The sequence below is a fragment of the Rhodohalobacter sulfatireducens genome (assembly GCF_022012475.1).
GTDB classification, from domain to species: Bacteria; Bacteroidota; Rhodothermia; order Balneolales; family Balneolaceae; genus Rhodohalobacter; species Rhodohalobacter sulfatireducens.
Genome location: NZ_JAKLWS010000012.1, coordinates 56,760 through 81,541, shown reverse-complemented (window position 1 = coordinate 81,541; position 24,782 = coordinate 56,760). Strand labels below are relative to the sequence as shown.

15 protein-coding genes and 1 pseudogene are annotated in these 24,782 nt (G+C 42.4%); 10 read left to right on the top strand and 6 right to left on the bottom strand.

What is annotated here, in order from left to right:
• Positions 1-32: 32 nt before the first annotated feature.
• Positions 33-7,250, bottom strand: coding sequence for a T9SS outer membrane translocon Sov/SprA (gene sov / locus L6773_RS10985; protein ID WP_237854396.1), 7,218 nt, complete (start codon positions 7,248-7,250; stop codon positions 33-35).
• 352 nt (positions 7,251-7,602) lie between these two features.
• On the opposite strand from sov, the gene L6773_RS10980 reads away from it, so the two are divergent.
• Both L6773_RS10980 and L6773_RS10975 read left to right on the top strand, forming a co-directional pair.
• On the top strand, positions 7,603-9,024 hold the full coding sequence (locus L6773_RS10980; RefSeq protein ID WP_237854394.1) for an LptF/LptG family permease: 1,422 nt from the start codon (positions 7,603-7,605) through the stop codon (positions 9,022-9,024).
• Positions 9,011-10,090 carry an LptF/LptG family permease gene (locus L6773_RS10975; RefSeq protein WP_237854387.1) on the top strand — a complete coding sequence of 360 codons (1,080 nt, stop codon included), beginning with the start codon at positions 9,011-9,013 and terminating at the stop codon, positions 10,088-10,090. Before L6773_RS10980 ends, L6773_RS10975 begins: the two co-directional genes overlap by 14 nt.
• A gap of 118 nt (positions 10,091-10,208) precedes the next feature.
• On the opposite strand, the gene L6773_RS10970 is transcribed toward L6773_RS10975, so the two are convergent.
• Together L6773_RS10970 and L6773_RS10965 are read right to left on the bottom strand one after the other, a co-directional pair.
• Entirely contained in the window at positions 10,209-10,526 is a 318-nt protein-coding gene (locus L6773_RS10970) for a DUF3467 domain-containing protein (protein ID WP_237854385.1), read from the bottom strand.
• Between the two features lie 33 nt (positions 10,527-10,559).
• Positions 10,560-11,540, bottom strand: a pseudogene (locus L6773_RS10965) (PLP-dependent cysteine synthase family protein); the annotation flags it as partial.
• Positions 11,541-11,710: 170 nt separating this feature from the next.
• Here L6773_RS10965 and L6773_RS10960 point away from each other — a divergent pair.
• The 5 genes from L6773_RS10960 to L6773_RS10940 all read left to right on the top strand — a co-directional run bounded on the left by L6773_RS10960 (position 11,711) and on the right by L6773_RS10940 (position 17,118).
• A complete protein-coding gene (locus L6773_RS10960) occupies positions 11,711-11,986 on the top strand; it encodes a DUF4290 domain-containing protein (RefSeq protein WP_237854383.1) in 276 nt (91 codons plus the stop codon).
• Positions 11,987-12,129: 143 nt separating this feature from the next.
• Complete coding sequence (locus L6773_RS10955; RefSeq protein ID WP_237854382.1) at positions 12,130-13,584, top strand: isochorismate synthase; 1,455 nt, start codon at positions 12,130-12,132, stop codon at positions 13,582-13,584.
• Positions 13,577-15,277, top strand: a complete 1,701-nt coding sequence (gene menD, locus L6773_RS10950) for a 2-succinyl-5-enolpyruvyl-6-hydroxy-3-cyclohexene-1-carboxylic-acid synthase (RefSeq protein WP_237854381.1) — start codon at positions 13,577-13,579, stop codon at positions 15,275-15,277. The genes L6773_RS10955 and menD overlap by 8 nt, the downstream gene beginning before the upstream one ends.
• A 1-nt stretch (position 15,278) precedes the next feature.
• On the top strand, positions 15,279-16,079 hold the full coding sequence (gene menH, locus L6773_RS10945) for a 2-succinyl-6-hydroxy-2,4-cyclohexadiene-1-carboxylate synthase (protein ID WP_369431564.1): 801 nt from the start codon (positions 15,279-15,281) through the stop codon (positions 16,077-16,079).
• A gap of 205 nt (positions 16,080-16,284) precedes the next feature.
• A complete protein-coding gene (locus L6773_RS10940) occupies positions 16,285-17,118 on the top strand; it encodes a 1,4-dihydroxy-2-naphthoyl-CoA synthase (RefSeq protein ID WP_237854378.1) in 834 nt (277 codons plus the stop codon).
• A gap of 215 nt (positions 17,119-17,333) precedes the next feature.
• Here the strand turns inward: L6773_RS10940 and L6773_RS10935 are convergent, their stop codons facing one another.
• The 3 genes from L6773_RS10935 to L6773_RS10925 form a co-directional block, all read right to left on the bottom strand.
• Positions 17,334-18,179 (bottom strand): HAD-IIA family hydrolase, encoded by an 846-nt coding sequence (locus L6773_RS10935; RefSeq protein ID WP_237854376.1) that lies wholly within the window; start codon positions 18,177-18,179, stop codon positions 17,334-17,336.
• A gap of 11 nt (positions 18,180-18,190) precedes the next feature.
• The gene (locus tag L6773_RS10930; RefSeq protein ID WP_237854374.1) at positions 18,191-19,234 is read right to left on the bottom strand and encodes a hypothetical protein; all 1,044 of its coding nucleotides are present in this window, start codon (positions 19,232-19,234) and stop codon (positions 18,191-18,193) included.
• 359 nt (positions 19,235-19,593) lie between these two features.
• A complete protein-coding gene (locus L6773_RS10925) occupies positions 19,594-20,604 on the bottom strand; it encodes a glutamine synthetase beta-grasp domain-containing protein (RefSeq protein WP_237854371.1) in 1,011 nt (336 codons plus the stop codon).
• 348 nt (positions 20,605-20,952) lie between these two features.
• On the opposite strand from L6773_RS10925, the gene L6773_RS10920 reads away from it, so the two are divergent.
• The 3 genes from L6773_RS10920 to menE are packed head-to-tail and all read left to right on the top strand — an operon-like array spanning position 20,953 to position 24,418.
• Complete coding sequence (locus L6773_RS10920) at positions 20,953-21,837, top strand: 1,4-dihydroxy-2-naphthoate polyprenyltransferase (RefSeq protein ID WP_237854370.1); 885 nt, start codon at positions 20,953-20,955, stop codon at positions 21,835-21,837.
• A 2-nt stretch (positions 21,838-21,839) separates the two neighbouring features.
• Positions 21,840-22,925, top strand: a complete 1,086-nt coding sequence (locus L6773_RS10915) for an enolase C-terminal domain-like protein (RefSeq protein ID WP_237854368.1) — start codon at positions 21,840-21,842, stop codon at positions 22,923-22,925.
• Complete coding sequence (gene menE, locus L6773_RS10910; RefSeq protein WP_237854366.1) at positions 22,871-24,418, top strand: o-succinylbenzoate--CoA ligase; 1,548 nt, start codon at positions 22,871-22,873, stop codon at positions 24,416-24,418. The genes L6773_RS10915 and menE overlap by 55 nt, the downstream gene beginning before the upstream one ends.
• Positions 24,419-24,782: the final 364 nt, after the last annotated feature.

The window sequence follows — 24,782 nt, the reverse complement described above, 5'->3', positions numbered from 1 at the left end:
CCCACTCACCGGATGACTTTGGGTGAGTCTGACTATGTAGACCGAATATTGATCCGGATACTAAACCGAATATCATGGGTCGTTCGCTTGAATGTCCTGGTGGACTTGGGAAGAATCTGGCTGAAAGCATACTCAAAATTGGCCTGAACAGTATTTGAAAATCGATATCCAACAACTGCACTGGCATTAATGCGTGACTGACCGTTCACCGCGCCGGGTGTGAATGAATATTTATTGGGATTTCGATCAATGATACCGGCACTTTCCTGTAAAGCAGCATCGAGATTGGCATCAAGCAGGAATCGCTGTTCAGTATCTTCAATGAGGCTGCCGTTGAAAGTCAGATCAACATTAGAGGCAGTTCGTCGAATAAATGGAATCCGAAAGTTTCGGATCGTATATGCCAGTGAAACTCTCAGGCCTTTGGATATTCGTTCAATAACCTGACTGTTTGCCAGCGATAAACTGGTAATGTTGCTGGTTTCATATCCAAGCTGACTTCTCAGTCCGTTATCCCATGTGATATTTAACTGAACAAGTGGAGAAAATCGTTTTTCAATATTGACGGTGGTTGGTTCAAACTCGGGTCTCTCATCTTCTACTGTATAAACGCCAACACGACGAGTAATCACTTCACCGGGATTATTATTTAAATTCCAACCGATTCTATAAAGTCCATCATAAGCATGTGTAATCGTTGCCCGCTGCATCACACTGCCAATAAACGGAATCCAGTTCTCAATGCCCGTCCAGTTGATTCTCCAGTTTGGCAGCGGAAATGCCGTAAAGTTTTTATCCCCAAGAGTTTTACTTCTCCCCATGTAAGCCGAGCGAAAATCTCGTTGCAGATCTACAGGATTTAAAAGTGTATTATTACCGCTTTCGGGATCACGAATTATATTTTCTGATTCGCTCATTCCATCAAATGCAGTTTGCAACTGGCTTCTGAATAATTGCCCGTAACCCGGTCCAAACGCCCAGACACTGGATGAGATATTCCCGGATGCACTTAAGACCGATGAAAACTCATTTTGAGGATTTAGTGATAATGATTCGGACCTCCTACGATCCCATTGTGTTTGCCAGTTTAGGTCTACAGAAACATTCTGGAAAGGATTGAGCCGCGCCGTAAGAGTTACATTATCGGTGAAGGTGTTTGATGAGGGCAATTGTATCGTTGACATGCCATCCGGATTGGCAATCAAATCTCCCTGGTTAATACTCTCAAAAAGACCTAACCGATAGCCAAAAGCCGGGGCAATTGATTCACTTCCAAACATATCGAAAAATTGTGAAGAACCGTTGTAACCGCTTTGGGCAGAACTCTTTGAGTCATTATAATTCAGATCGATTGACTCAAGGCTAAAAATTGCCAGTGCAGTTTTTCTGCCGTAGTAAACCAGCTGTTCCCCAAAACCAAATGAAGTAGTATCTGCTTCACTGCTTTCGTTCCTGCGGAGTTGCCTCCCCTCATCGTTTGCCTCCACGGCATTTTGATAAAACGGCAACCGGTTCAAGAGATTCTCAGTGTCGACCCGAAGTGTGTTATCAAGCCTGAAATTATTGGATACCCTGGCACCCAATTCGGATCCAAATGGTGAATTCTCCCAACGAAATCCACCTGAATACCGGCTGTTATATGATAACCAATCCAGGAACTGAACCTGGTTAAATCGGGGCTGCCAGCTAGCCGTATAGTTTTCGTTATAGCTATTCCTGCGTGCTGATTTATCGCCGGTAATCAAATCGCCGAATACATCCATAGATGGCAGTGGCTCAAATGCCGTGCTGTCTATTCCTGCGAGTTCAGCAGCTTCGGTAGCTACTCGAGTCAAGTCATAAACGGTTTGAGATTGGAAGGAGGTAGATATCGAGCGGGTTAAATTGTAGCCAAAACCGGCATTTGTACTATAATTAAAATTGTGAGTTTGCTGCAGGGGTTGCTCAACTTCATTTGCTAATAATCGGCGTTTGCGCTCCTCATAAGTTCGTTCAGTGCCAATTGATGCCGTTAAATTTGTTGGCATATATCCCAGTCTCAGCCCTGATAGTGTATTCAGCAATGGGATATCCTCAAAAAAACCGAAAGGCCGCAGAAAACGTACATTCCGAAGAGTCAGAGAATACCTGAGAGAACCGTTGAAATTCCAATTATCAAGAAAACGGTATTGAGGGTTTCGGCTGTCGGTTGTGTTATACACATAATTAAGAGTGGTATTATCAAGCAGAAGCCGGCCCAGTTCACTTTGTGAGTTTGTTTTCGATACATTTGAAAAGTTGATAGCATAGGTTTCACTTAATGTTTCTATCTCCCTCCTCTGTTGATCAATCAGCCGATCTTTCTGCTGCGCATCCAGGTCAACCCGTGAATTCACGGCGTCTTCAAAGTCAGAGAAGCGAATGTCACCCTGGTTGGGCAGATATTTTGGAATGGATGATGATCGTCGTGTTGACAAACTCACGGGGATGTTCCATCCAAAACGCTCAGGTATAAAACTATCCAGGTTTACCGATGTATTTACGTCGTAGGCAAATTCATTACTGACCCGCCTTTGTCCTAGTCTCGAATCCAAAGAGCCAAATCCTTGTGTCTGCCGGCTTACATTGGCATTGACTGTAGCAAAGTCTGCCAGTTTGATCGTTGACTTTGCATTCGCCGCCCACCCTTTTTCATTATCAAAACCGGATACACGTAACTCGTTAAGCCACATTTCGGCATTTAAAACCGGAGTACCATTCCCGGATGGATTCGTCGGGTCAAACGGATTCCTGATTCCCATCCCGATCTCAGTAATTCGGCCCAGTGAAGGATTTCCTTTTATCGCAACTACTGCGCCGGGTACGGCATTTTCCAAAATATCAGCCCGTTGATAAACCTCAGAAAATGAATTCCCCTCCTCTTGATCTCGCAACTGCTTTAATTGGTTGAAAGCTGAAAGCACGATATTCATGCTGTTCTGCTCGTACAGCCATACCCGCTCGGCTTCCTCCTCCAATTGTGCATTATTCCCGGGGTCAAACGGTTGAAAAGGGAAGTTCGGGTCTGATGGTGTAACCGGTTGCCTGTACTCGTAATAGTTATTTTCCAGGTCGTTTCCGAAACGCATGACCAGTTCGGCATCTTCACGGCTTTCGTATCCCTCACCATGCACAAACATTCGCATATTCGAGTAGTTCAAAAGATCGAGTCCACCGGGGTAGACACGTCGAATTAGCTGAATGGAACCGGGGCTTAAGTTATTGACATCCATTACAATAGACTGTTCATTTTGCAATGATTGTAACTGCGATGCCCGGTTTTCAGCCCGAATAGCACCCTCGGGCTGGCGATATGGTATCGGGCGGCGATTGGAGTTCTCCTCGATGTTTAGTGAACTGATTCTCATCTCTGCTGTTGGATCACTAACATCATTGATCTCCTCATCCTGCCTCCATTGGCTCCCAACAAATTCAAGTGTGGCGAATCGAAGAGTAAATGGCTGTTCGTACCCCGACATCCAGATTCGGATATAGGTAATATTTTGAAAATCATTGATGTCACCGATTTTTCGCTTGAATTCACTTAAAGGAATTCGAACCTGGTACCAACGATCTTGCTGACGAGAACCGGGAACACGATCTATTATGAACGTCCCGGGGCTTCCGATCTCCAGGTTTGCGTCATCTGCGGGATTCAGGTCTACTTCATACTGAAAGTACGCATTTGTCAAAGATACGGTCGAAGGATTGACCAAACCCTCGGTATTTGGCCGGTTGGTGATTGCACGTTTATCATCCTGATCGATCGGTGTATTTCCGTCATGATATCCCAAAAGCCGATGGAAACGCTCGTGCAGCGGCAGATCCTGAACAGCCTGTTCGCCATAAAATAAGTAGTCGTCATTGGACGGGTCATTCACAATTTCCCTGAATTCAGGGCTGTTTGACCCAAACTGTTCTCTCATCTGGTCAACAAAATCACCAAATATTGTTTGCTCATCCAGGTTATTGGCCCCATCCCTGTTGGGCATTCCGTCCAGACCCACATCCTCGAGATTACGGTTGGCATTTGAAAATTGTCCTTCGGGTGGTGGAGGATTGGCAGGAATCGCCGATCGGGCATTGACCTGGCTGTCTAGAATCAGTGTTTCAGGATTCAGTGCGAGTCCGTCTTCAGTATTTAGTTTCGTATTTGGTACCACGTCCTCCGTAATCAATCCGATATCGATATACATTTTGCCATCATATTCCTCTATCGCGGCCCCACCCTGCATCTGGCCGTTTGACAATACCGGTTGAACCCAGAATTCTAAAAACTCAATATTGTTCTGAGAAAAGTCCTCCTGGCCGGCCGGGATTACTGCCGTCATTCCACCCCAGGTTTTCTCCGGATCATCCTCCAAGATAGTTTGGAGGTTTTCATTGTAATTGTATGGCCCTCTTCTATTTGGGTTGTAGTATACATCCAGCGTATTGATAATCTCTTCCTGCGGATTTTGAGTTTCCCGCCCCGGAAATACGTCTGTTACTTCAACCGGCTCAGACTCAGCTGTAAACTCAACTCCATCTAAAATAGACGCGATATTTCTTGGGATTGTGTACCACGCAAACTGAGAACGAAGATCAGACCGGTCGAGCCTGGCTTGTGTATTCGACACCGGCATTCCCGGAAAATCATCCTCCTCGAAAATTGGAATGTCGGCATCATAACCGGGAACAGCTGCCGGTGCTGCCGCAAGATTCCAGCGTGTGGCATTCAGCAAACTGATCTTAATATTGGCTCCTTCAAAATCATCAATGAATGCCAGGCCATTTTCTTCATCCGGGAAAAGTTCATTGTTTCGGATCGCTTCACTAACTGCACGAGTTTCTGCAACACCGGGTCTTAATTGGGCAAACTCGCCACTAAATGATATTTCTGAAGACTCCCGGGTTTGAAGAACGGGCAGATTATCTAAAAAACGAGTAATGAACTGTGCATCAAATTCAGCATTTGCATCGAAACCGATTACGGCATTGTTAATCGGCTCATCTCCCAACCGAATTTTGTCATCCAGCGGGCGTTCACTAAATCGAAAATAGGTACCTCCCAAGGTAAAATTATCTGTAAATCCGTATTCAGCCCGAAATCCCGTAAATGTTTTTTGCTCAATTGAGGTCAGCGATTGGTTTTCATATTCAATACGGATATCCTGGCCCGGAGCGGTATAGCGCTCGTTCAAAATAGTGATGCTGCCAAATGAGTAATCTACCTGGTAGTCCACATTTTCCTGCAGTTCCGTACCGTTGGCATACACCCGAACACTTCCCTCTACCAGTGCGATACCAAGATTAAAGTTCTCCTGTACTCCTCCCCTTGACGTACCGTTGAACCTGTAAAAACTATTTTTTGAGCTTTGAGCTGCATTCCGCTGTCGTTCTGTATAAAGTTCATTGTATGATAAACGATCGACATCTTCGGGTGAAGCGGGTGAATCCTGCAAAACATTTTCTATCCTGTCTCCGAATGGCTGCAGGTAGGGGAAAACAATCAGGCCGTTTTGTGGATCCAGCGTACCGGTACCAATATCTATCTGATTGTCCGGCTCAAGTGCGCCCTGTGAATCGACCCTGTCTAGCCCAAGATCCTGCAATAGTGTTGTACCACGGCCCGGCAGACGGTTTGAAGCAACATTATCTTCGGTGTACTGTAACTCCAATTCAAGGGATTCGCGCGTAATATTGCTAACTCCAAGCGAATAGATATTCCGCATCGTCAATGGGAAAAGCTCATTATCGGTCGAAACATTTTTGGGGCGGAGCATCTTCAGAAAAATCCGGTCGCCACCCCCATTGTTTATCTCACCAACCTCCACAATTTCATTGTTAGCGCCGCGATAGTTAAAGGCAATGGCAAGCACCTCCCTTGAACCCAACGCCCTGTTCAGCGAAATATAGCCTGTTATCTTATTGATGGTGTAGTCCACCCCTTCCTGTAAAGGAGTGAAATACCCTTCCTCGAAATTTCTGGAATCCTCGATATTCAGTTCAGATGCCGAGATACCCGTTTGTGGATCTCTGTATTGATCGAGCAGTTGATCTGAGAATGTATCTGTTTGATTGTTTGGGGGAGCGTAAGAACCATCCGGCTGTTGATTTACTCCCATTTCAGCTAAAGCCACAGCTAGTTTAGAGCCCTCCTCAGCCTGAATATTTTCGCGCAATACCCAAACCTCTACATCAGCAATTTGAAGTGTTTGGGACAGCTGCTGCGGATTGGCCATGCTGGTTTCAAACTCCTGGCGAGTATAAAAGTCTAAAAAGAAATGCTGATCATCACTGTAATCTGCCGGGCGAATTTCAATCTGTCGCTCTTGGGAACCACCGCTTATGGTCTCCACATTGCTTTCACCATCCTGCTGAGAAACGACAGATGTTAACCGCAATGAACCGAGTTCTGCAACCGATTTTATCCCAAATAATGCACCACTACCGCGAATTAGGGAGTTTCCTGTGTTCATCGAGACATTTCCCATCTCAATACTTTTAATAATCTCATCCTCATACCCTTCATACACAATATTCAGCGTGTTTTGATAGTCGAGAGTTCGCTCGGTGTCCCAGTCGGTTTGAATGGTCAGTTTATCCCCGATCGTCCCCTGGATATTCAACTGCAAATTTTGGTCGAAGGTGGGATCCACCCGTGTCTGTTGGTCGGGTGGCAGCGAAGGATCTTCCGATTTTTGAATAGACGCCCCCACATTCATCTGTGCGACCCCGTTCACTCGTAAATTTACTTCCGGCTTTCCAAAAATGGTTGTGAATGCCGACTCTTGCCCCCCGGGGATATCAAGACTGAAATCAAGTAATCCGCCTCCTGCAACTTCACGCTGACGAGCTTCTCGTATCAACATCTTCCAATTTTCCTCCTTTGCAAGATCTTCGTGTAACTTGTAATACTGCTCGGAAGAGAAAATGGATGGTGCACCCGATCGAACATCACCTATACGGGTTTCGGCATAAAATGAGCCGTCTTCACGTCGCTCGACATACACTTGTTCTTTCGGCAACGTTATAAAGTAGATTGCAGGAATAGGTCGAAGGAAAGGCTTAGCTGCGAAATTACCATAGCGGGCAGGGAATGCATCTCGCAGGTCTTCCGTGCTGACGGTGTCTTGCAAAGAGTCTGTAACCGCAGGTTCGGCAATCTCCTGTGCATGTAGACTGGTAATACCGCATAAAGCGATAACGATCACCAACGATATTAAATAAAAACGACGTAAATCAAACACGTAGTTGATTATTTTTTCAGGCTTGCAACAAAATTTACAGTATTATTTCCACTGTAAAAGTCTTAAAAATTCAGAACGTCGTAGCGATGCTGCGATAAGAAAAGTTTTAATGAATATTTCAATCAGAAAGTGAAGAGAATAATAAAGTATTCATCTAAATGTTAAAAGTAATATCCTTTCAACTTAATTATTCATCATTTATTGGATATTTGTATGGCATAAATAATGAGTAAACCTCTACTTTTGTTCAAATATTCGCTTATTACTGTTTATGGGTACATTTTCTCCAGAAATATTATAAGATCAGATCTGCATTGTACGCTCATCAATTAAGGCCTTATATTCCGCTGATATGTTAAATAACGTTCAAATCGACTTACTGAAGAAACACGTTGGGCCGTTTCTGTTCTGCTTTACAACGCTGATGTTTGTTCTGCTGATGCAATTCCTGATACTGCACGTAGACAAACTGGTTGGAAAAGGTCTGCCTTTGACAATTGTTATTGAGTTAATTCTGAATAACCTGGCTTACATGGTTGTTTTGGCGGCACCCATGGCCGTATTGGTCTCAACCCTGATAGCTTTTGGAAAATTCTCTGAATGGAACGAATTAACAGCGATTCGTGCGGCCGGTATAAATCCCATTAAACTGATTATACCCGTTATCGGAGCAGGTTTTATCCTGTTTATTTTTATGGGATATTTTTCAAATTATGTCTTGCCGGAATCAAATCACAAAGCCAGATCGCTGTTTATTGACATCAGGACACAAAAACCGGCGTTTGATCTCCAGCCTTCAACCTTTTATCACGACATTGAAGGATATACCTTTTGGATCAAAGAGATCAATTCGCAAACGGATTCTTTGTATGATATACGCGTATTCCAGGAGCCGAGTGACACCAAGCACCGGACAACCATAAATGCAGAGCGGGGATGGCTGGAGAGCCCCAACGATGTAACTCTTACACTATATATGTTAAATGGCTCTTCACTTCGTATTATACCGGGGGCCAATCAAACAGAGGCCACTATTGAGCGAAGCAAATTCGATAAATACCGAATGACATTTGATCTGTCTGAACTCTCCTTTTCCCGTTCAAACCCCTCTCAACGCAGCCGGACCGACCGAACTATGAGTGCTGAAGCTATGCTTGCCGTTGTCGATTCCCTGAATGAAGAAAAAGCGAATGAACTGGAGAAGTTTAAAAAGAACATTTCTCAAAATGTAAGTATCCCTTTTCATTTTGAGCCGGCCCGCATGTTTGAGCTGGACGAAGAAACAGTGACAGACACCCTTCAAATCTTTGAATCACAGTTTACCGTCATCAACGAACTGCCCAACCCAACTACCAAGGTATCATCCCTTAACCGGGCGATGAGTGTATTGGACAAATACCGGCCTGAACTTGAAAGCCTGGAAACGAACTTATCTTGGAGAAATACCAGGATAGCTGAGTTCATGATTGAAGTCCACAAAAAACTCTCCATCCCGTTTGCCTGTGTTATTTTTGTATTGGTCGGTGCGCCCATCGGTATGCTCACAAAACGGGGTAATCTCGGTTTTGCGGCGATTATCAGTTCAATATTATTGACGATCTATTTCCTTGCCGTAATCCAGGGAGAGAAACTGGCCGACAGGCAACTCATCAGTCCGTTTATGGGAATGTGGGGAATTAATATTTTTTACCTGTTGATTGGAATCATTCTCATACTCCATGTAAGTTCATCCCTTCGAATTACCAAACTATTCCAAAGAAATGAAAAAGCTTGATCGGTACATATTTTTCCGCATCCTTGTACTGACAGTTTTCATGCTGGCTGTATTAATCTGCATCTTTATCCTGATCGATTTTTCGGAGAACAGTGATGATTTTGCAGACAAAGGAGCAACATTTGCTCAGATTTGGAATCAGTATTATTTCAATTACATCCCGGAGATGGTCCGGCTTGTTACTCCCCTTGCCGTCTTTACCGCTTGCCTTTTCTTAACGGGTCAGATGACGGAGCGCCTCGAAATTACAGCCATAAAAGCATCCGGTATCAGCCTCTACCGGTTGGTTGTTCCCTATCTCTTGATTGGTATATTTCTCGCAGGAATGATTAGCTACCTCGATGCTTATATCATTCCTGAGGCCAATTCGGAGCGTATTGACTTCGAGCAGGAATTCCTCTCTTCCGGCAACGAACGGATCGACCGGGGAGGAATATTTCGACAAGATTCGGACAGTACGGTGATTGAGATTAACTTTTTTGATCCGAATACAAATACCGCGTATCGTGTGTTTTTGACCGAATTCAACGGAAATGAAATTGAAAGAATTACTCAGGGCAGTCGTATGATGTGGGTTGATTCAACCTCTCACTGGGTTATCGACAGGCCCACTACCCGGATCATGAGAGATAAGGAAGTAGAGGTTATAACTTCTGAGCGAAAAGTATTTGATATAAACATTTTGCCGAGAGACCTGGCTCGCCGCACTTCAGATATTTATCAACTGACTTACCCTAAAGCATTCCAATATATTCAATCGATCGAACGAATTGGAGCCGGGGGGATTAGTTTGCCCAAAGTTCAACTTTACGGCAGGATAACTTACCCACTCTCAATAATCGTAGTTTGCCTGATTGGATTTGCCCTGGCGGCAGATAAACGGAAAGGCGGGAAAGGTTTCTATATAGCTGCCGGACTCGGAATCAGCTTCATCTATCTTGTTTTAATGAAAGTGATTGAACCGTTTGGAGCGGCCGGAACTCTCTCACCCATGTTTGCCGCAGTTTTTCCTCATGCCTTTTTCCTGATTATTGGGATCTTACTGCTCCTGTTTACAAGGAAATAGTTTCGCTCGGGGTGTTATGCCACTATATTTGAGTACCATTCTTGATTCATCCGATGAGTGTTAAAGTTTAGTTATCAAGTTCTTAGTAAGTTCACTCGTCGTATGAATTCGTATACCGCTACGCCTCCGGTTTTGGCCCTCGATAATTAAACGGCATATCGAACTTCTCTTTTGTAGTGATGGGGCCGTGCTCATTTTCGTATTTTTTCAGGTTTTCATTCAGAGCGTTGGCAAGCCTCTTCGCATGATCTGGTGTTAGGACCAGTCGTTTCACTACTTTTGCCTTCTTAACAGCCGGCATCATGGAGATAAAATCAAACACAAACTCTGATGGAGAGTGGGTAATCATCACCAGGTTAGAATAGGTTCCTGTAGCCTCCTCCTCTTTCAATTCAATCTCTATATTCTTTCCTTTTTTTGGCTTTTTAGGATTCATTGAGTCCATTCGTTTTAATTTATTCTAAATTTAATCGATATAATTGTTCTCACGCATCCACTCGTCATTGTAAATTTTTGAGATATAACGAGTTCCGCTGTCGGGTAAGATAATAACCATTAGATCACTGCTTTTCAGTTCCGTCTGCCTTGCATATTCCAATGCTCCTGAAACAGCCGCACCGCAGGATCCACCAACAAACAAACCCTCTCTTTTAGAAAGGTCTCTCGTCATCAAAAACGCCTGCCTATCATTCACTTGTATAACTTCGTCAATCAGGTCGAAGTCAACATTCGCAGGAATAATATCTTCACCAATTCCCTCGGTTTTATATGGTTTGATCTCGTCCTTGCTAAATTCACCGGTCTCAAAATAGTGCTTGTATACCGAACCAACACTGTCTATTCCTATGACTTTAATTTCCGGGTTCTGCTCCTTCAGGTATTTTGCCGTCCCGGAAATTGTACCGCCGGTTCCCATTCCACAAGCATAATGCGTGATTTTTCCGTCCGTTTGTTCCCAGATTTCCGGGCCTGTGGTTTCATAATGAGCCTGCGTATTGCTCAAATTCTCATATTGGTTTGGATAGTAGGAGTTGGGTATCTCCTCGCTCAGACGTTTTGCAACTGAGTAATAGCTTTCGGGATCATCCGGTTCAACATTCGTGGGACAAACCTTTACTTCTGCACCCAGAGCTCTCAAAAGATCAACTTTCTCTTTACTCTGTTTATCAGTCGTCGTAAAAATGCAGTTGTAACCACGTACTGCAGCAACAAGAGCAAGACCCATCCCGGTATTTCCCGAGGTTCCTTCAATAATAGTACCGCCCGGTTTGATTAAACCTTTTTCCTCTGCATCATCAATCATTTTAATGGCAATCCGGTCTTTTACACTTTGCCCGGGATTTAGATATTCAACCTTGGCCGCAACGGTAGCTTTAATATTTTCAGTAACTTTTCTCAGCCGAACCAACGGAGTCTTACCAATAGACTCGAGTATTGAATTTTGTATCATAAAAAACTTCTTGGATGTTCTGTTTTGTTAAAGCACAAATATACTAATTTTTATGCCTCTTATTAGTCTAGACTTGTGATGGATTTGAGGGACGTACTTAAAAATTCATTATACAATTTCCTCTCAATCTCCTTACATTAACTTCTACTTATCTTAAGAAAAAAGCCTTCATGTTTTTAGAACAACAAAAACCAAAAGATTACGATTGCGGATACAATCTTGACCTGATGATTGCCGCTATCCCACGAATAGATGATTTCGACGAACGGCTCAAGTATGCAAAACGCGTTGTCGGTTTAATTAAACAGAGTCATCCAAATTGGGTTGAGGACAACGGGCAAAGCAAACTCGCATGGGACTATTTTTTCGAACTCGCCGAATTTGATCCGAATGAGTACGGCATTCAGAATCCCTTTGAGAACGGCACGGTTGATGATGCTGAATAGTCGGTTTACTCATTTTTACAACTTAAACCATCTAATTTTTTAGCGGCTCTACTGCCTGCCTGCCAATTAATTGCTGTGAATAGGTTTTTGGAATGATCTATTTTCAATTTATATTGAAAGTACTGAAATAAATAGCTGAATATATGGATCGCGAGAATTCAGAATTTGTTATTCCTACTACATTTATAGAGTCGCTTGAATCCCAGGCATTTACTGACTTTCTCAGGTCAGTAAATGAGAAAAAGTCTCCTCTGCTTTCTATCACTCTTCCTATCGCCGGGATTGACCCCCTGGCTGCTCTTGAACTTAATCCTGATTACGATGAGAAGTTTTATTGGGCACATCCGGAGAACTCAATTTCGATCTCTGCCGCAGGAATGGTTCGCGAACTCAAGGCAACCGGGAGAAACAGGTTTGATAAAATTACCGACCAAACGGTTCGTATAAAAAACGAAATTCAAGCCTATACAGCCATTCAACATTCCATGGCTGGCCCCCTGTTCCTGGGTGGCTACTCTTTTGCTGATCATAATGTGGGACAAGTTTGGAAAAAATTCGGAGCTGCTCGATTTGTTCTGCCTGAGTGGATGTTAGTAGAGATTGGAAATTTTCACCTGCTCACTCTGGCTTTAGAAAAGAACGGGCGAGCTGCAGATGATATTTACCAGGAGATTATCTCCAGGATCACAGATTTTTTAAATCTAGCCGGAAAATTGCAGCACACTGACCATAACCAGGATATTCAATCAAATATTCTGTGTACTCTTCAAGCTCCTGAAGACCATAAAAAATGGGTCTCTAAAGTCGAGAAAGCTAAAAAACTGATCCGGGAGGAGAAGTTTGAAAAGATTGTTTTGGCACGGTCCGTTTCATTTGAATCCAAACGGGAGCTCATTCCGACTGTTCTTGCTCACAAACTTCGTGAAAAGTATCCTGCCTGCTATAATTTTATGATTCAACGCGACCCTCAAACCTCCTTTATAGGGGCTTCGCCGGAACGACTTGCCTCTTTTAATAATGGCACGTTTCTAACCGAAGGCTTGGCGGGCAGTATCTCTCGGGGAAAGAGCGCAATGGAAGATGCATCCCTGGCCCACACCCTGCTGAATAGCTCCAAAGACCGGGAAGAACATAATTTTGTTGTACAGGCGATCGATGACAATTTGAAACCGTTCAGTGATTCTGTTGAGCATCCTAAGAAGCCTCAGATCAAAAAACTTCAAAACGTACAGCATCTGTTTACCCCGATCCGGGCTTCTATCAAGGAGGGTGTTGAAATTCATGAGCTTGTTGAACAGCTACATCCGACTCCGGCTGTGGGTGGATACCCGCGGGATGAATCTGTGCCCTATATCCAGGAAATTGAACAGATCGATCGAGGGTGGTATTCGGCTCCTGTCGGATGGTTTAATTTGAAAGGATCGGGTGAATTTGCAGTTGCCATTCGTAGTGCCCTGTTACACCATAATAGAGCACAACTTTTTGCCGGATGTGGAATTGTTGCCGATTCCGACCCTGAAAAAGAGTGGAATGAGACATTGCTCAAATTCGTCCCACTGATGGATGCACTCAACCAGCTCAACATAGCTTATGAGTGATAATCTTACCTGGTCTGCTACCCTGTTGCACAACTTATATGAGAATGGCGTGCGTCATGCCATCATCTCTCCGGGCTCCCGTTCAACACCACTTACACTTGCATCGGCGATTCACCCCGGAATTCAAAAGCGTGTTGTTTTAGATGAACGCTCAGCAGCATTTATAGCTCTTGGTATTGGAAAATCCACCGGTATGCCTGCTGTATTAATCTGCACTTCAGGAACCGCAGTTGCCAATTATATGCCGGCGGTTGTAGAAGCAAAAGAATCGGGTGTACCGATGATCCTGTTAACGGCAGATCGTCCCCCAAAACTCCGAAATCTAGGTAGTTCTCAAACAGTTGACCAAATCAAGCTCTTTGGGGATCAAACCGTATTTTTTCATGAAGCGGGTGAACCGGTAGATGATGAAGAGGATCTGAAAAGAGTCGCCTACCTTGCCAAACAGGCAGTTGATTTTTCAAGAGATATCGGTGGAGCCGCTCAAATCAACCTCGCCTTTCGAAAACCGTTGGAACCTACGACAGAATCCTTTCAAAAAGAGAAACAAAGACTTGAGGAGATCACGGTGATTCAAGACTTTGAGCCGACAACCAACCGATCGGAGATTACTTTAGATGATGAGGTTATTAATCTTCTCTCCTCTTCAACCAGACCTCTGTTGATCTCCGGCCCGTCTGATCCGCGACATGATCTGAGTTCGCAGATCAATAAAATGGCTGCTCATTTGAATGCACCTGTACTGGCAGAACCCGGGAGTCAATTTTCCGACGCTGAGCATCAAATCAAACGGTTTGATCAGTTTATTCGAAATCCTGAAACTCGTTCAAATCTTCAACCTGACCTGATTGTCCGGTTTGGCGATCAGCCCTATTCAAGTTCCCTGTTATGGGTACTTGAGGCCTGTAATGAAGTACCTGTGATCCATATCACAGCCAGAAGGCAGACCCAGGATCATGCCATGAGCGTTTTGCACAAAATAGTCTGCCAAAAACATGATACAATCAATCATGGTGATCTGTCACCAAGAAGCTCTGAAACTTGGATGAACGAGTGGCGGTCGCTGGATGAGAGTGTACTGAAGCTTTTAGATGAAAAAATAAAGAATCAAACCGAGCTCACAGACGGAGGTATCTTCAACTATTTTTCAGATCAACTTTCTGAAGACTGGAATGTGATACTGTCCAACTCACTGCCAGCCAGGGATATGTTGACCTTTGGGCAATCACGAAAGCATCAATTTGTGAACCGTGGAGCCGCCGGAATTGACGGGGTTTTATCTACGGCACTTGGTATCCACTTTTCATCCCCAAACCCGACCTGCAGTTTTATTGGTGATCTTGCTTTTTTGCATGACAGTAATGCTCTTTATACTCTCCAGCAAGTAAGCGACCAAGCTTTCGTAGTAATTGTGATCAATAACCAAGGAGGGAATATTTTCCGGATGCTCCCTATATACAGGAAGGAAGATCGTGCCGTACCTGAGGATATCTATCAAACTTACTTCCAAACACCTCAAAAAACAGATCTATCTCATCTCGCGAGAGCATCGGGTATCGATTATCAAAATATTGATTCTCTTAATGCATTGCAGGATATAAAGATTAATGATATAGGAGGCGCTAAAATCATTGAGTGTGTAACAGACGCAAAAGGCAGTATGGATCTAAGAATCGACTTACTGAAAAGCTGATATGCTTCTGTACTCAGATTCAATTTATTATCATTGCACGGTTCATCAATCAGTAGATCGATTCCCATATTTGTTAATGTTACATGGCTTTATGGGGAGTAATAAAGTTTTTGAGCATCTATTGGAAGACCTTTCTTCCTTTTGCAATCCTATTACGATCGATCTTGCCGGTCACGGCCAAACAGAATCACCAAATGAACAAAAATATTATACTGCACAGCGCCAGGTTCAACAACTGTACTCAATTATCCAACGTTTGAAGTTTGGCAACCTGTACCTTTATGGATACAGTATGGGCGGGCGTTTGGCTTTCCAGTTGATTGCCTCACATCCTGAACTGTTTTCCGGGGTAATTATTGAAAGTTCGCACTGTGGAATGGTTTCAAAGTCAGAACGAACGGAACGACAAGCGCTGGATGAAAAACGGGCACAGAAAATTGAACAAAACTTTGAAGGATTTATTAAAGAATGGACAACGTTGCCTCTTTTCGGGCAGACACCGGATGAAATGAAATTGGTCTACAATGAGATTATGAAATCTCAGAATCCTAAAACTATCAGTGCTTCCCTTCGCAGATTTGGAGCCGGAGTGATGCCATCCGTTTGTGATAAAATCAGTAAACTCAATCTGCCTTTTTCACTAATAGCCGGCAAACTTGATAAAAAATATGTTGATAGGATGACCGAAATACACAAATCCCTTAATCACTCAAACTTATTGGTTGTTGAAAATGCCGGTCATCGGGTTCATGCAGATCAACCTGAAGAAATTATTCAAATATTGAAAAGTTTTGTCAGTTGAGTGAATAAATTCCGAATCGACATTCCATCCTGTTTCTTTTTACATTTGGCTACATCAATGAATTGAAATAAGAATCATTCGAGTATAAGAATCTGATGAATTAAACCTGGGTTCTGGTGTTAGAAACACACCCCTAAATCCCCTCTCGAGAGGGGTTTTATAAATTTTTCGGCTTATTTAAAACTGCTTTAAAACTAATTTTACCATGTCTGATTGGAAAACTGTTAAAGAATTTGAAGATATCACTTACAAAAAAAGAGATGGCGTTGCGCGAATTGCCTTTAATCGCCCCGAGGTACGTAATGCATTCCGACCTAAAACTCTTTTTGAACTTGAGGAAACCTTAATTGATGCCCGTGAAGATACCTCCATTGGGGTGATTTTACTCTCCGGGGAAGGTCCGGCCGAAGATGGCGTTTACTCTTTCTGTTCCGGTGGCGATCAAAAAGTTCGCGGAGCTCGCGGTTATGAAGGCGGTGATGGCGTTCAGCGTTTAAATGTACTGGATATTCAGCGAATGATACGGTTTATGAGTAAAGTTGTGATCTGTGTAGTTCCCGGTTGGGCCGTAGGCGGCGGCCACAGTCTTCATGTTACTTGCGATCTCACATTAGCCAGTAAAGAACATGCCATTTTCAAACAAACCGATGCCGATGTCGCCAGCTTTGACGGTGGGTTTGGCTCTGCTTTACTTGCTCGACAAGTTGGGCAAAAACGTGCGCGTGAGATCTTTTTCCTCGGACGAAATTACTCCGCAAAAGAAGCTTTTGAGATGGGAATGGTTAATGAAGTTGTACCCCATGATGAACTTGAGGAAACGGCCTTTGAATGGGGGCAGGAAATTCTTGGCAAAAGCCCAACGGCCATTCGAATGATAAAATTTGCCTTCAACCTCGTGGATGACGGCATTGTGGGACAGCAGGTATTCTCAGGCGAAGCAACCCGCCTCGCTTACATGACAGAAGAAGCCAAAGAAGGTCGCGATGCATTTCTTGAGAAACGTAAGCCGGATTGGGGAAAATTTCCGTGGGTGGAGTAGTTTCCTGGAATTAATGAGAAGGATACATGATTCAGAACTCATTGGATGAGTACTAAAGGTAGGAATAATAATCTCCGCTTAATTACTCATCCGATGATTTTCGAAGATGAGAAGTAATGGTATTTCTCACTCCAAACAGAGCATTATTAATAGAATTACAATGGTACTCTGACTTGAGGTTAAACCCCTTCGGAGAAAAATGCCATTTCTAAGACCTACTCCAAGATAGAATCTGCAATATAATCCGGGATGATTCCTGTTGAATTGATTTTTACCTCAGCGTGTTTGGCGCGAGTATTTCCTGAAAGAACCAACAGGGTTTTTAACCCAAATTTATTCCCTCCCAAAATATCTGTATGCAGTGTATCGCCCACCATCAGGATATCACTTTTACCAAAATTCCCGGTTTCGTTGATGTCATCATAGGCAAACATAAACATTTGGGAATCCGGCTTTCCAAAACGTATAAATTTTTGATTAAGCACCGATTCACACAATCTTGAGATTCCGCCGATTGCCACGGCAACATCATCCCTTGAAATCGGGTAGTACTTATCGGAGTTGGCAACAATAATCGGCAGGTTGTTTCTTCTCAAAAAGTTTATGGTTCTGTTAATATCGCGATGCCAGTCAAATCCCTCATCATCCAAAAAAACAAAAGCTGCTACATCTGAACTATTTTCGATATCTACATCTGAAATCGGAATTCCTGTAAGCCCGTTTTTCATGATATAGTTGGCTGAATTCTCAGTACCCAGGTATGCAAATTTTCCTGTTTTAATTTTGAGTTCTAAAAACTGCCGCGCCAGCATGCCGGAAGTAATAATCTCTTTTTCTTCCAGCCCCCTTAAGCCCAAATCCTCAAACATTTGAACCTGTTGTACTTGACTCCGAGATGCATCATTTGTGAGAACACGAAGCTCTATACCCTCGTCACGGATTAACTTTATCGTATCAACAACACCTTCGATCAGCCCCTGGTGATTTTTCAGGACTCCATAAGAATCTAAAAAAACAGCTTTATAATTTTTAACTATTGAAAAAAAAGAAACTTTATCCATGAAAATTAAAACTAAATATTAAGTGCTTTAAGTATAGGTTCCGGGTCGAATTTCTCATCAATCGTTGGCAAATGAACATCGTAAGCCTCTTGCTGGAGGCGAGTTGCAAAGATTTCGTGAAAGAAATAACGACCATATTTCACCACATAATTAAGTAAAAAGAAGCGATAGGCTTCTTTCAAAAAGCGAATCTCCTTCTCCTTCAAGGGACTCTCTTCATGATAGGCCTTCAAGAAAAGTATAAATCGGTCTTCCAGAAGTCTGTCAATATCGTAACTGAAAACCGTTTGATCTCCAACATCAGAAACTACACGACTGAAGAAGTAAAAATCCATCATACGGGTGCTTACGCGAAACCAGTCGTAATCCCATCGTGAGTAGATCTCAAAATCTGAGGTGACTGAGAAATTACCGATGTTCCAATCCACAAATACAGGTATCGGGTTTAGTGTATTCATACCCAACTGTTCGAGGTTCTCAAGGAATGTCCAGCTTTGCGATTTAATCAACTCCTGGCGCATTCTGTACTCGTGCTGTCCCTCACTCGTTTTCATTATTTCGAGTAGGTGGTAGATATCCGATGAGAGAGTTTTCGAGTATTCGGGTAATGTATTTTTTACACTGTAACAAGCCTTATGAAACCGAGCTACAGATTTACCAAGTTTTTTAATCTGCTTCTCATTCAAGCGTTTTGGCAGCTTTTTTTCAACTTTCATCGGTTTATAAAAAACAACCCAGGCATCGATAAACTCCGTTTTATGCCGGTGTACAAAAAGTGAAGTTCCTTTTATCAGCGAGCGTGCGAGAACATTTTCATAGGGATTTGGAAGATTATTCGCCAAAGCGTTGATGATACTGTGATCCTCTACAAAATGCTCAAATTTTCCAAAGTAAGAGAGCTTGGCAATAATAATATTATCATCCTGAAATTTAATCCGATAAACGTGATTTGTTGACACTTTCGCACTGATATCCATAATACTGGATATGTTTTTACTGTCATCGTAACTCTCAACAGCCTCTCTTACAATTGAATTAAAATCAATTTGAATCATAAAATCTATTCCAATAATGCGTTTTACTTATGGTAACATGACTTCAAAATAAGAATATTATATATCGTCCGTTTGAGTATGCATTGTTGTCAGACAGGCACAGCTTCGACCGTTTTAGAACCGGAAAGCACCTGGAAATTACCACAGAGGGATTCTAGGGGCGTTCATTGTTACCTGTTTAGACATTTAATTCAATGTCTTCCGGAACTGACGTTAATATAATTTTCTATTCTGCATTCAATAGTTTTTCAGTCCTCAAAATCGCAAGTTGAAATCATACATCAAAAAAAGGTTTTCAATAAAAAAACCCCGTCTCTTCTTTAGAAACGGGGCTGAATTAAAAAATACAGCAGGCAATATTATAGAGCTGAGTGAACAGTCTTGATAATTCGTGCACCTACTTCGTAAGGATCAGCGTTAGATGCGGGTCGTCTATCTTCAAGACGTCCTATCCAGCCGTCATCAACTGTTGTAACCGGAATACGAATAGAAGCACCACGATCTGAAATGCCGTAACTAAACTTATCGATAGACTGAGTTTCGTGCTTACCCGTCAATCGTTTATCGTTATCGTGTCCATAAACGGCAATATGTTCCTGAATATGATCTCCAAATGCCTCACACACTTTCGTCATCAGTTCTTTGCCTCCTTCATCACGCATAGCTCCATTTGAGAAGTTTGCATGCATTCCCGATCCGTTCCAGTCTGTATCACCCAGTGGTTTTGGATGCCAGTCTACAGCAACACCATACTTCCTGGCTGTTCTTTCTATCAGGTAACGGCCTACCCAAATTTCATCGCCTGCGCGCGCTGCACCTTTTGCAAAAATCTGAAATTCCCACTGACCAGCAGCAACTTCGCCATTGGTACCTTCAACATTTAAACCTGCTTTCAAGCATATATCAAGGTGTTCATCAATGATTTCTCTTCCAAATACGGCTTTTGCTCCTACGCCACAATAATACGGCCCCTGTGGTGCGGGATATCCATCAGCAGGAAAACCTAACGGGCGATTAGTTTCCGGGTCAACCAAGAAATATTCCTGTTCGTATCCAAACCAAAAATCTTCATCTTCCTCATCAATTGAAGCCCGTTTATTTGTTTCATGAGGTGTTCCATCTGCATTCAATACTTCAGTCATAACCAAATATGCATTTTCCTTATCTGGATCAGGAAAAATGGCAACCGGCTTTAAAATACAGTCTGAAGAATCACCTGTAGCCTGTCCCGTAGAACTTCCATCAAAGTTCCAAAGAGAACAGTCTTCAAGTTTTCCGCTAAAATCGTGAACAACTTTGGTTTTACTTCTTAGAGATTGAGTCGGCTTGTTTCCATCAAGCCAGATATATTCTAATTTGGAATATGCCATAAGAGTCAAGTTATTTTATGTTTGATTAAGTTAATCTTTAATAATTTGGTTTGAGCTTTTGTCGAAGTAAATAATTTTAATCGTTTATTCGAATTCGCCACAAATAGCTGATAAGATATCGATCAGTTTTCAATTAATAAAGTTTTTTAGTCAAAAAAATATCAACAACTAACTAAATCCTATTATTTCATAATTTACCTTATTTATTTAAAACAAAAGCGCTTCCTAATTTACTTTCATAAAATCACTATTCACTATCAACGAGCAAACCGAATATTTTTAGGGAAAGATTTATTCAGTATTTTTGTGTGTTAAAATTATCCACAGACAATAAACAGAAAGAAATTTTTGAAGGAATCTAAATTTAGAATTTGGCTGAGCGCTGCCAGGCCCCAAACACTTGCCGCATCAATTGTTCCGGTCATGGTGGGAGCTTCACTTGCCTGGAGCCACTATGCATTCAGGGCTGATACGACCCTAGTAGCGCTACTCTGTGCACTCCTGATACAGGTAGGTACTAATTTTGCAAACGATTACTACGATTTTAAAAAAGGAGCCGACACAGACGATCGAATTGGTTTTGAAAGGGCAACTGCATTAGGTCTCATCTCTCCCAAAGCGATGCTGACTGCGACCTATATCACTATGGGCCTCGCTTTCCTCATCGGACTGTACCTGGTTTGGGTTGGCGGATGGATTATCTTATTAATTGGTATTCTCTCACTACTGTTTGGTATTCTCTACACCGGCGGTCCCTATCCACTTGGCTATAATGGCCTCGGAGATATTTTCGTGTTCATCTTTTTCGGTATCATCGCGGTTATGGGTACTTACTACGTCAATGCCCTTGAATGGAGTACAACCTCATTTCTTGCATCATTGCCGGTTGGGGCGCTTTGTGTGAATATTCTTGTGGTCAATAATTTGAGGGATATCGATCAAGACAAGGTGTCGGGCAAACGAACATTAGGAGTGTTATTTGGAGAAAAAATGCTGAAAATGGAATACCTGGGTTTGCTCTTTTTAGCTTTTCTGATTCCCGTAATCTTCTATCATTTTTATGGTTATGGACTTGTTATTATGCTTCCCTATTTGTCGCTGCCATTGGGCTGGAGGCTCATCAAACAGGTATATTACCACCAGGATAAACGAAATTTAAATAAAACCCTGGAACGCACTGCTCAGTTTATGATTTTGTTTGGATTCCTGTTCTCAGTTGGAATAATCCTGTAAATATGCTTCAGTTATTTGAATATGAACTCCCGTTCCAAACCGCGTTTAAAACCGGAGTATCTGAGTATAAAACACGAAAGGGAGTTCTTCTTCATTACAGAGATAATAATCTCGACTTTCTTTCGGAAGCCTCTCCCCTTCCCGGTTTTTCAAAAGAGTCTATTGATAAGGTCCTAAAATCTCTCACAGATCAAAAAAAATGGATTGAAGAATTCCTTGATGGAAATCTTGATCTTCAGTCTATCCGTGAGTTGATAAATATTAAAGAATTAAATCTTCCTTCCATTCAATTTGGAATCAGCTTTCTGAGTCTTTCTGTTTTGGCAAAACGAGAGGGTAAAACGGTTTATGAACTTTTAGACAAGGGCACACCTAAAAAAATTCTTATTAATGATGTGATCGGTCACTCAACAACACCTGAGATGAAAAGGGATATTGAATCATCCATCAAAAAAGGGTTTAATGTCCTTAAAATAAAAGCTCCATACCCGTTAAACGATCTCCCTTCACTCATCGGGTCAATTCATAAACAATATCCTGATATCAAATTCAGGATGGATGCCAATCAATCCTGGCCACGGTCTGAACTTCGTAAAATCTTTAGTCTACTAAACCATCTGCCGATCGAATATATAGAGGAGCCTTGCCCGATCAGTGATTTGTCTGAACTGGAAAAGATTCAATCGGAATCGAACTTACCTATTGCACTGGATGAATCCATTTCAACAATTCCTCGATTAAAAAAAGTACTCAACCTCTATCCCAAACTCGTCCTGATCATCAAGCCGATGCTTCTAGGAAATATTTTAAAAATCCACGAAACAATTTCCCAATTCAGAAGTAATTCTAAACAGATAGTCGTTACCACTATGCTCGAGTCGAAAATTGGTCGCTCAATGACAGCTTCAACCGCGTTTCTGATCGGCGACCCGGAGATGAGACATGGTTTACATACCGGACATCTTTTAGCTGATGATCTACTGCCGGATTTTATAATTGAGAACGGATCGATCCAAAATCTCCAACCAAATCCGTGTACCGACTCCTTCAGCCAGATCAAAACATCTTATTTAAAAAAATTGAGATAGATAGTATGATGGGGAGCTCACAACGTGTTCCAATTTATGAATTACCAAAAGAAAATCTGACTTTTCTATCCACAGAACATCAAAGTTTTACATATAAAAATCTTTACCAGTTCTGTGAACGTATTCAGACACACTTCGAAGCGATTCAACCGAGTAAAGACAGACCAATTTTCATTGTTTCTGACAGTTCAGTCGAAACGGTTTTTATAATTGCGGCTTCTTTCCTTTTAAAAGTCCCGATTCTTCCTATTCATCCGAAATCTAAAACTTATGAGTTGGAGAGTATCTTAGACCAGGTAGAACCATCAGCTGTTTTCTCCAATAGGGCTCATTCCATGGATCTTCTTGAAAGGTACCCAGAACTGGAGCTTCCTGATGAGATTTTCTCTTTTGATGAAGAAGATGCATCCGTTGAACTGGCTTTAGACGAACCTGAGCAAATAGCGGGATATTTTCTTACCTCCGGTTCAACGGGTATGCCGAAAATTGTACCCATCAAACGGCGACAAGTGTTCTTTGCAGCAACCTCTTCTGCTAAAAATTTTAAACCCGGTAATAATAAATATTGGTTGTTGTGCCTCCCTCTAAATCATGTTGGTGGTATCAATGTGATCTATCGATCTCTTTTATATCACTCGGCCGTTTACCTTGTAGCTTCGTTTGAGGAAGAGAAGATCCGAAAGCTACTTCATCATAAAAAATCGTTTGAAGTAGCGTCTATGGTTCCAACCATGCTGGTAAAACTGATGGAAGATTCATTTTTTCGCGTTCATTTTAATTTCAAAGCTATTTTACTGGGTGGCGGACCGATCTCCATGGATCTCATCAACAAATCACTTACCCGCGGGCTTCCCATTGTTTGCAGTTACGGAATGACGGAGACATGCGCCCAGATTGCAGCGAATCCCATGCTTAGGAGTGGCGGTATGTATATTCCCAAAAAAAGTGTAGGCTCTGTTTTTGAACCAAACCAGATCGAGATCCGAAATGACAAGCAAGAATCTCTTCTATACAATGAGTCGGGCCATATTTGGCTGAAAGGCTCACAAGTTTTTGACGGTTACCTGGACGAATCAATCAACCAAAACTATATTGATGAAGACGGTTGGTTTTATACGGGAGATTTTGGACACATCAACCGGAAGGGACATCTTTTTATTGAAAATCGGCGTACGGACCTGATTATCACGGGGGGTGAGAATGTTAATCCCATTGAAGTTGAGGAGATTTTAAATTCCTTTTCGAGTATTAAAGAGTCAGCCGTAGTTGGAATACCTGATAAAAAATGGGGGCAAAAAGTTACAGCATTTCTTGTATTAAGTGATACCAACAGCAAACTCAATAAAGAAGAAATAGAAAAGGGATTGAACGACGCACTACGCAGCTTTAAAAGACCCAAAGAGTTCGTCATCATCAGCAAACTTCCCAAAACTGAGACTCACAAAATTAAGAGGTCTGAGTTGATCCGGCTCTACCGTGAAGCAACAAAATAAGTTGTCGTAAAAGAAAGCGGAGCATCTAAAATAGCCCAGGGTATTGCAGGCTTACAGCCTAACCGATAATTTTCATAATCTTTCACTCGGTTCATTACCCTGTCCATCTGTTTCAGGCCTTCAGCCTGAATATTTACCACACATCATCCTACCCGGGGCGTTGCCCCGGGCTTTGTTCTAATAGGCTTTCAGCCTAATTGGTTTGGACAATAAGGCTGAACTCACGTAACGAGTAGAATACAACCAGGCTGAAAGCCTGGGATGTTGAAAACAGTGTGTTTTAGTTCCAATCATTCTACCCCAATGCTGTCCTGAGCTGAATTCCTAGAAATTTCCAGCTTATCTTTCTTGGTAGTTTAGTCTT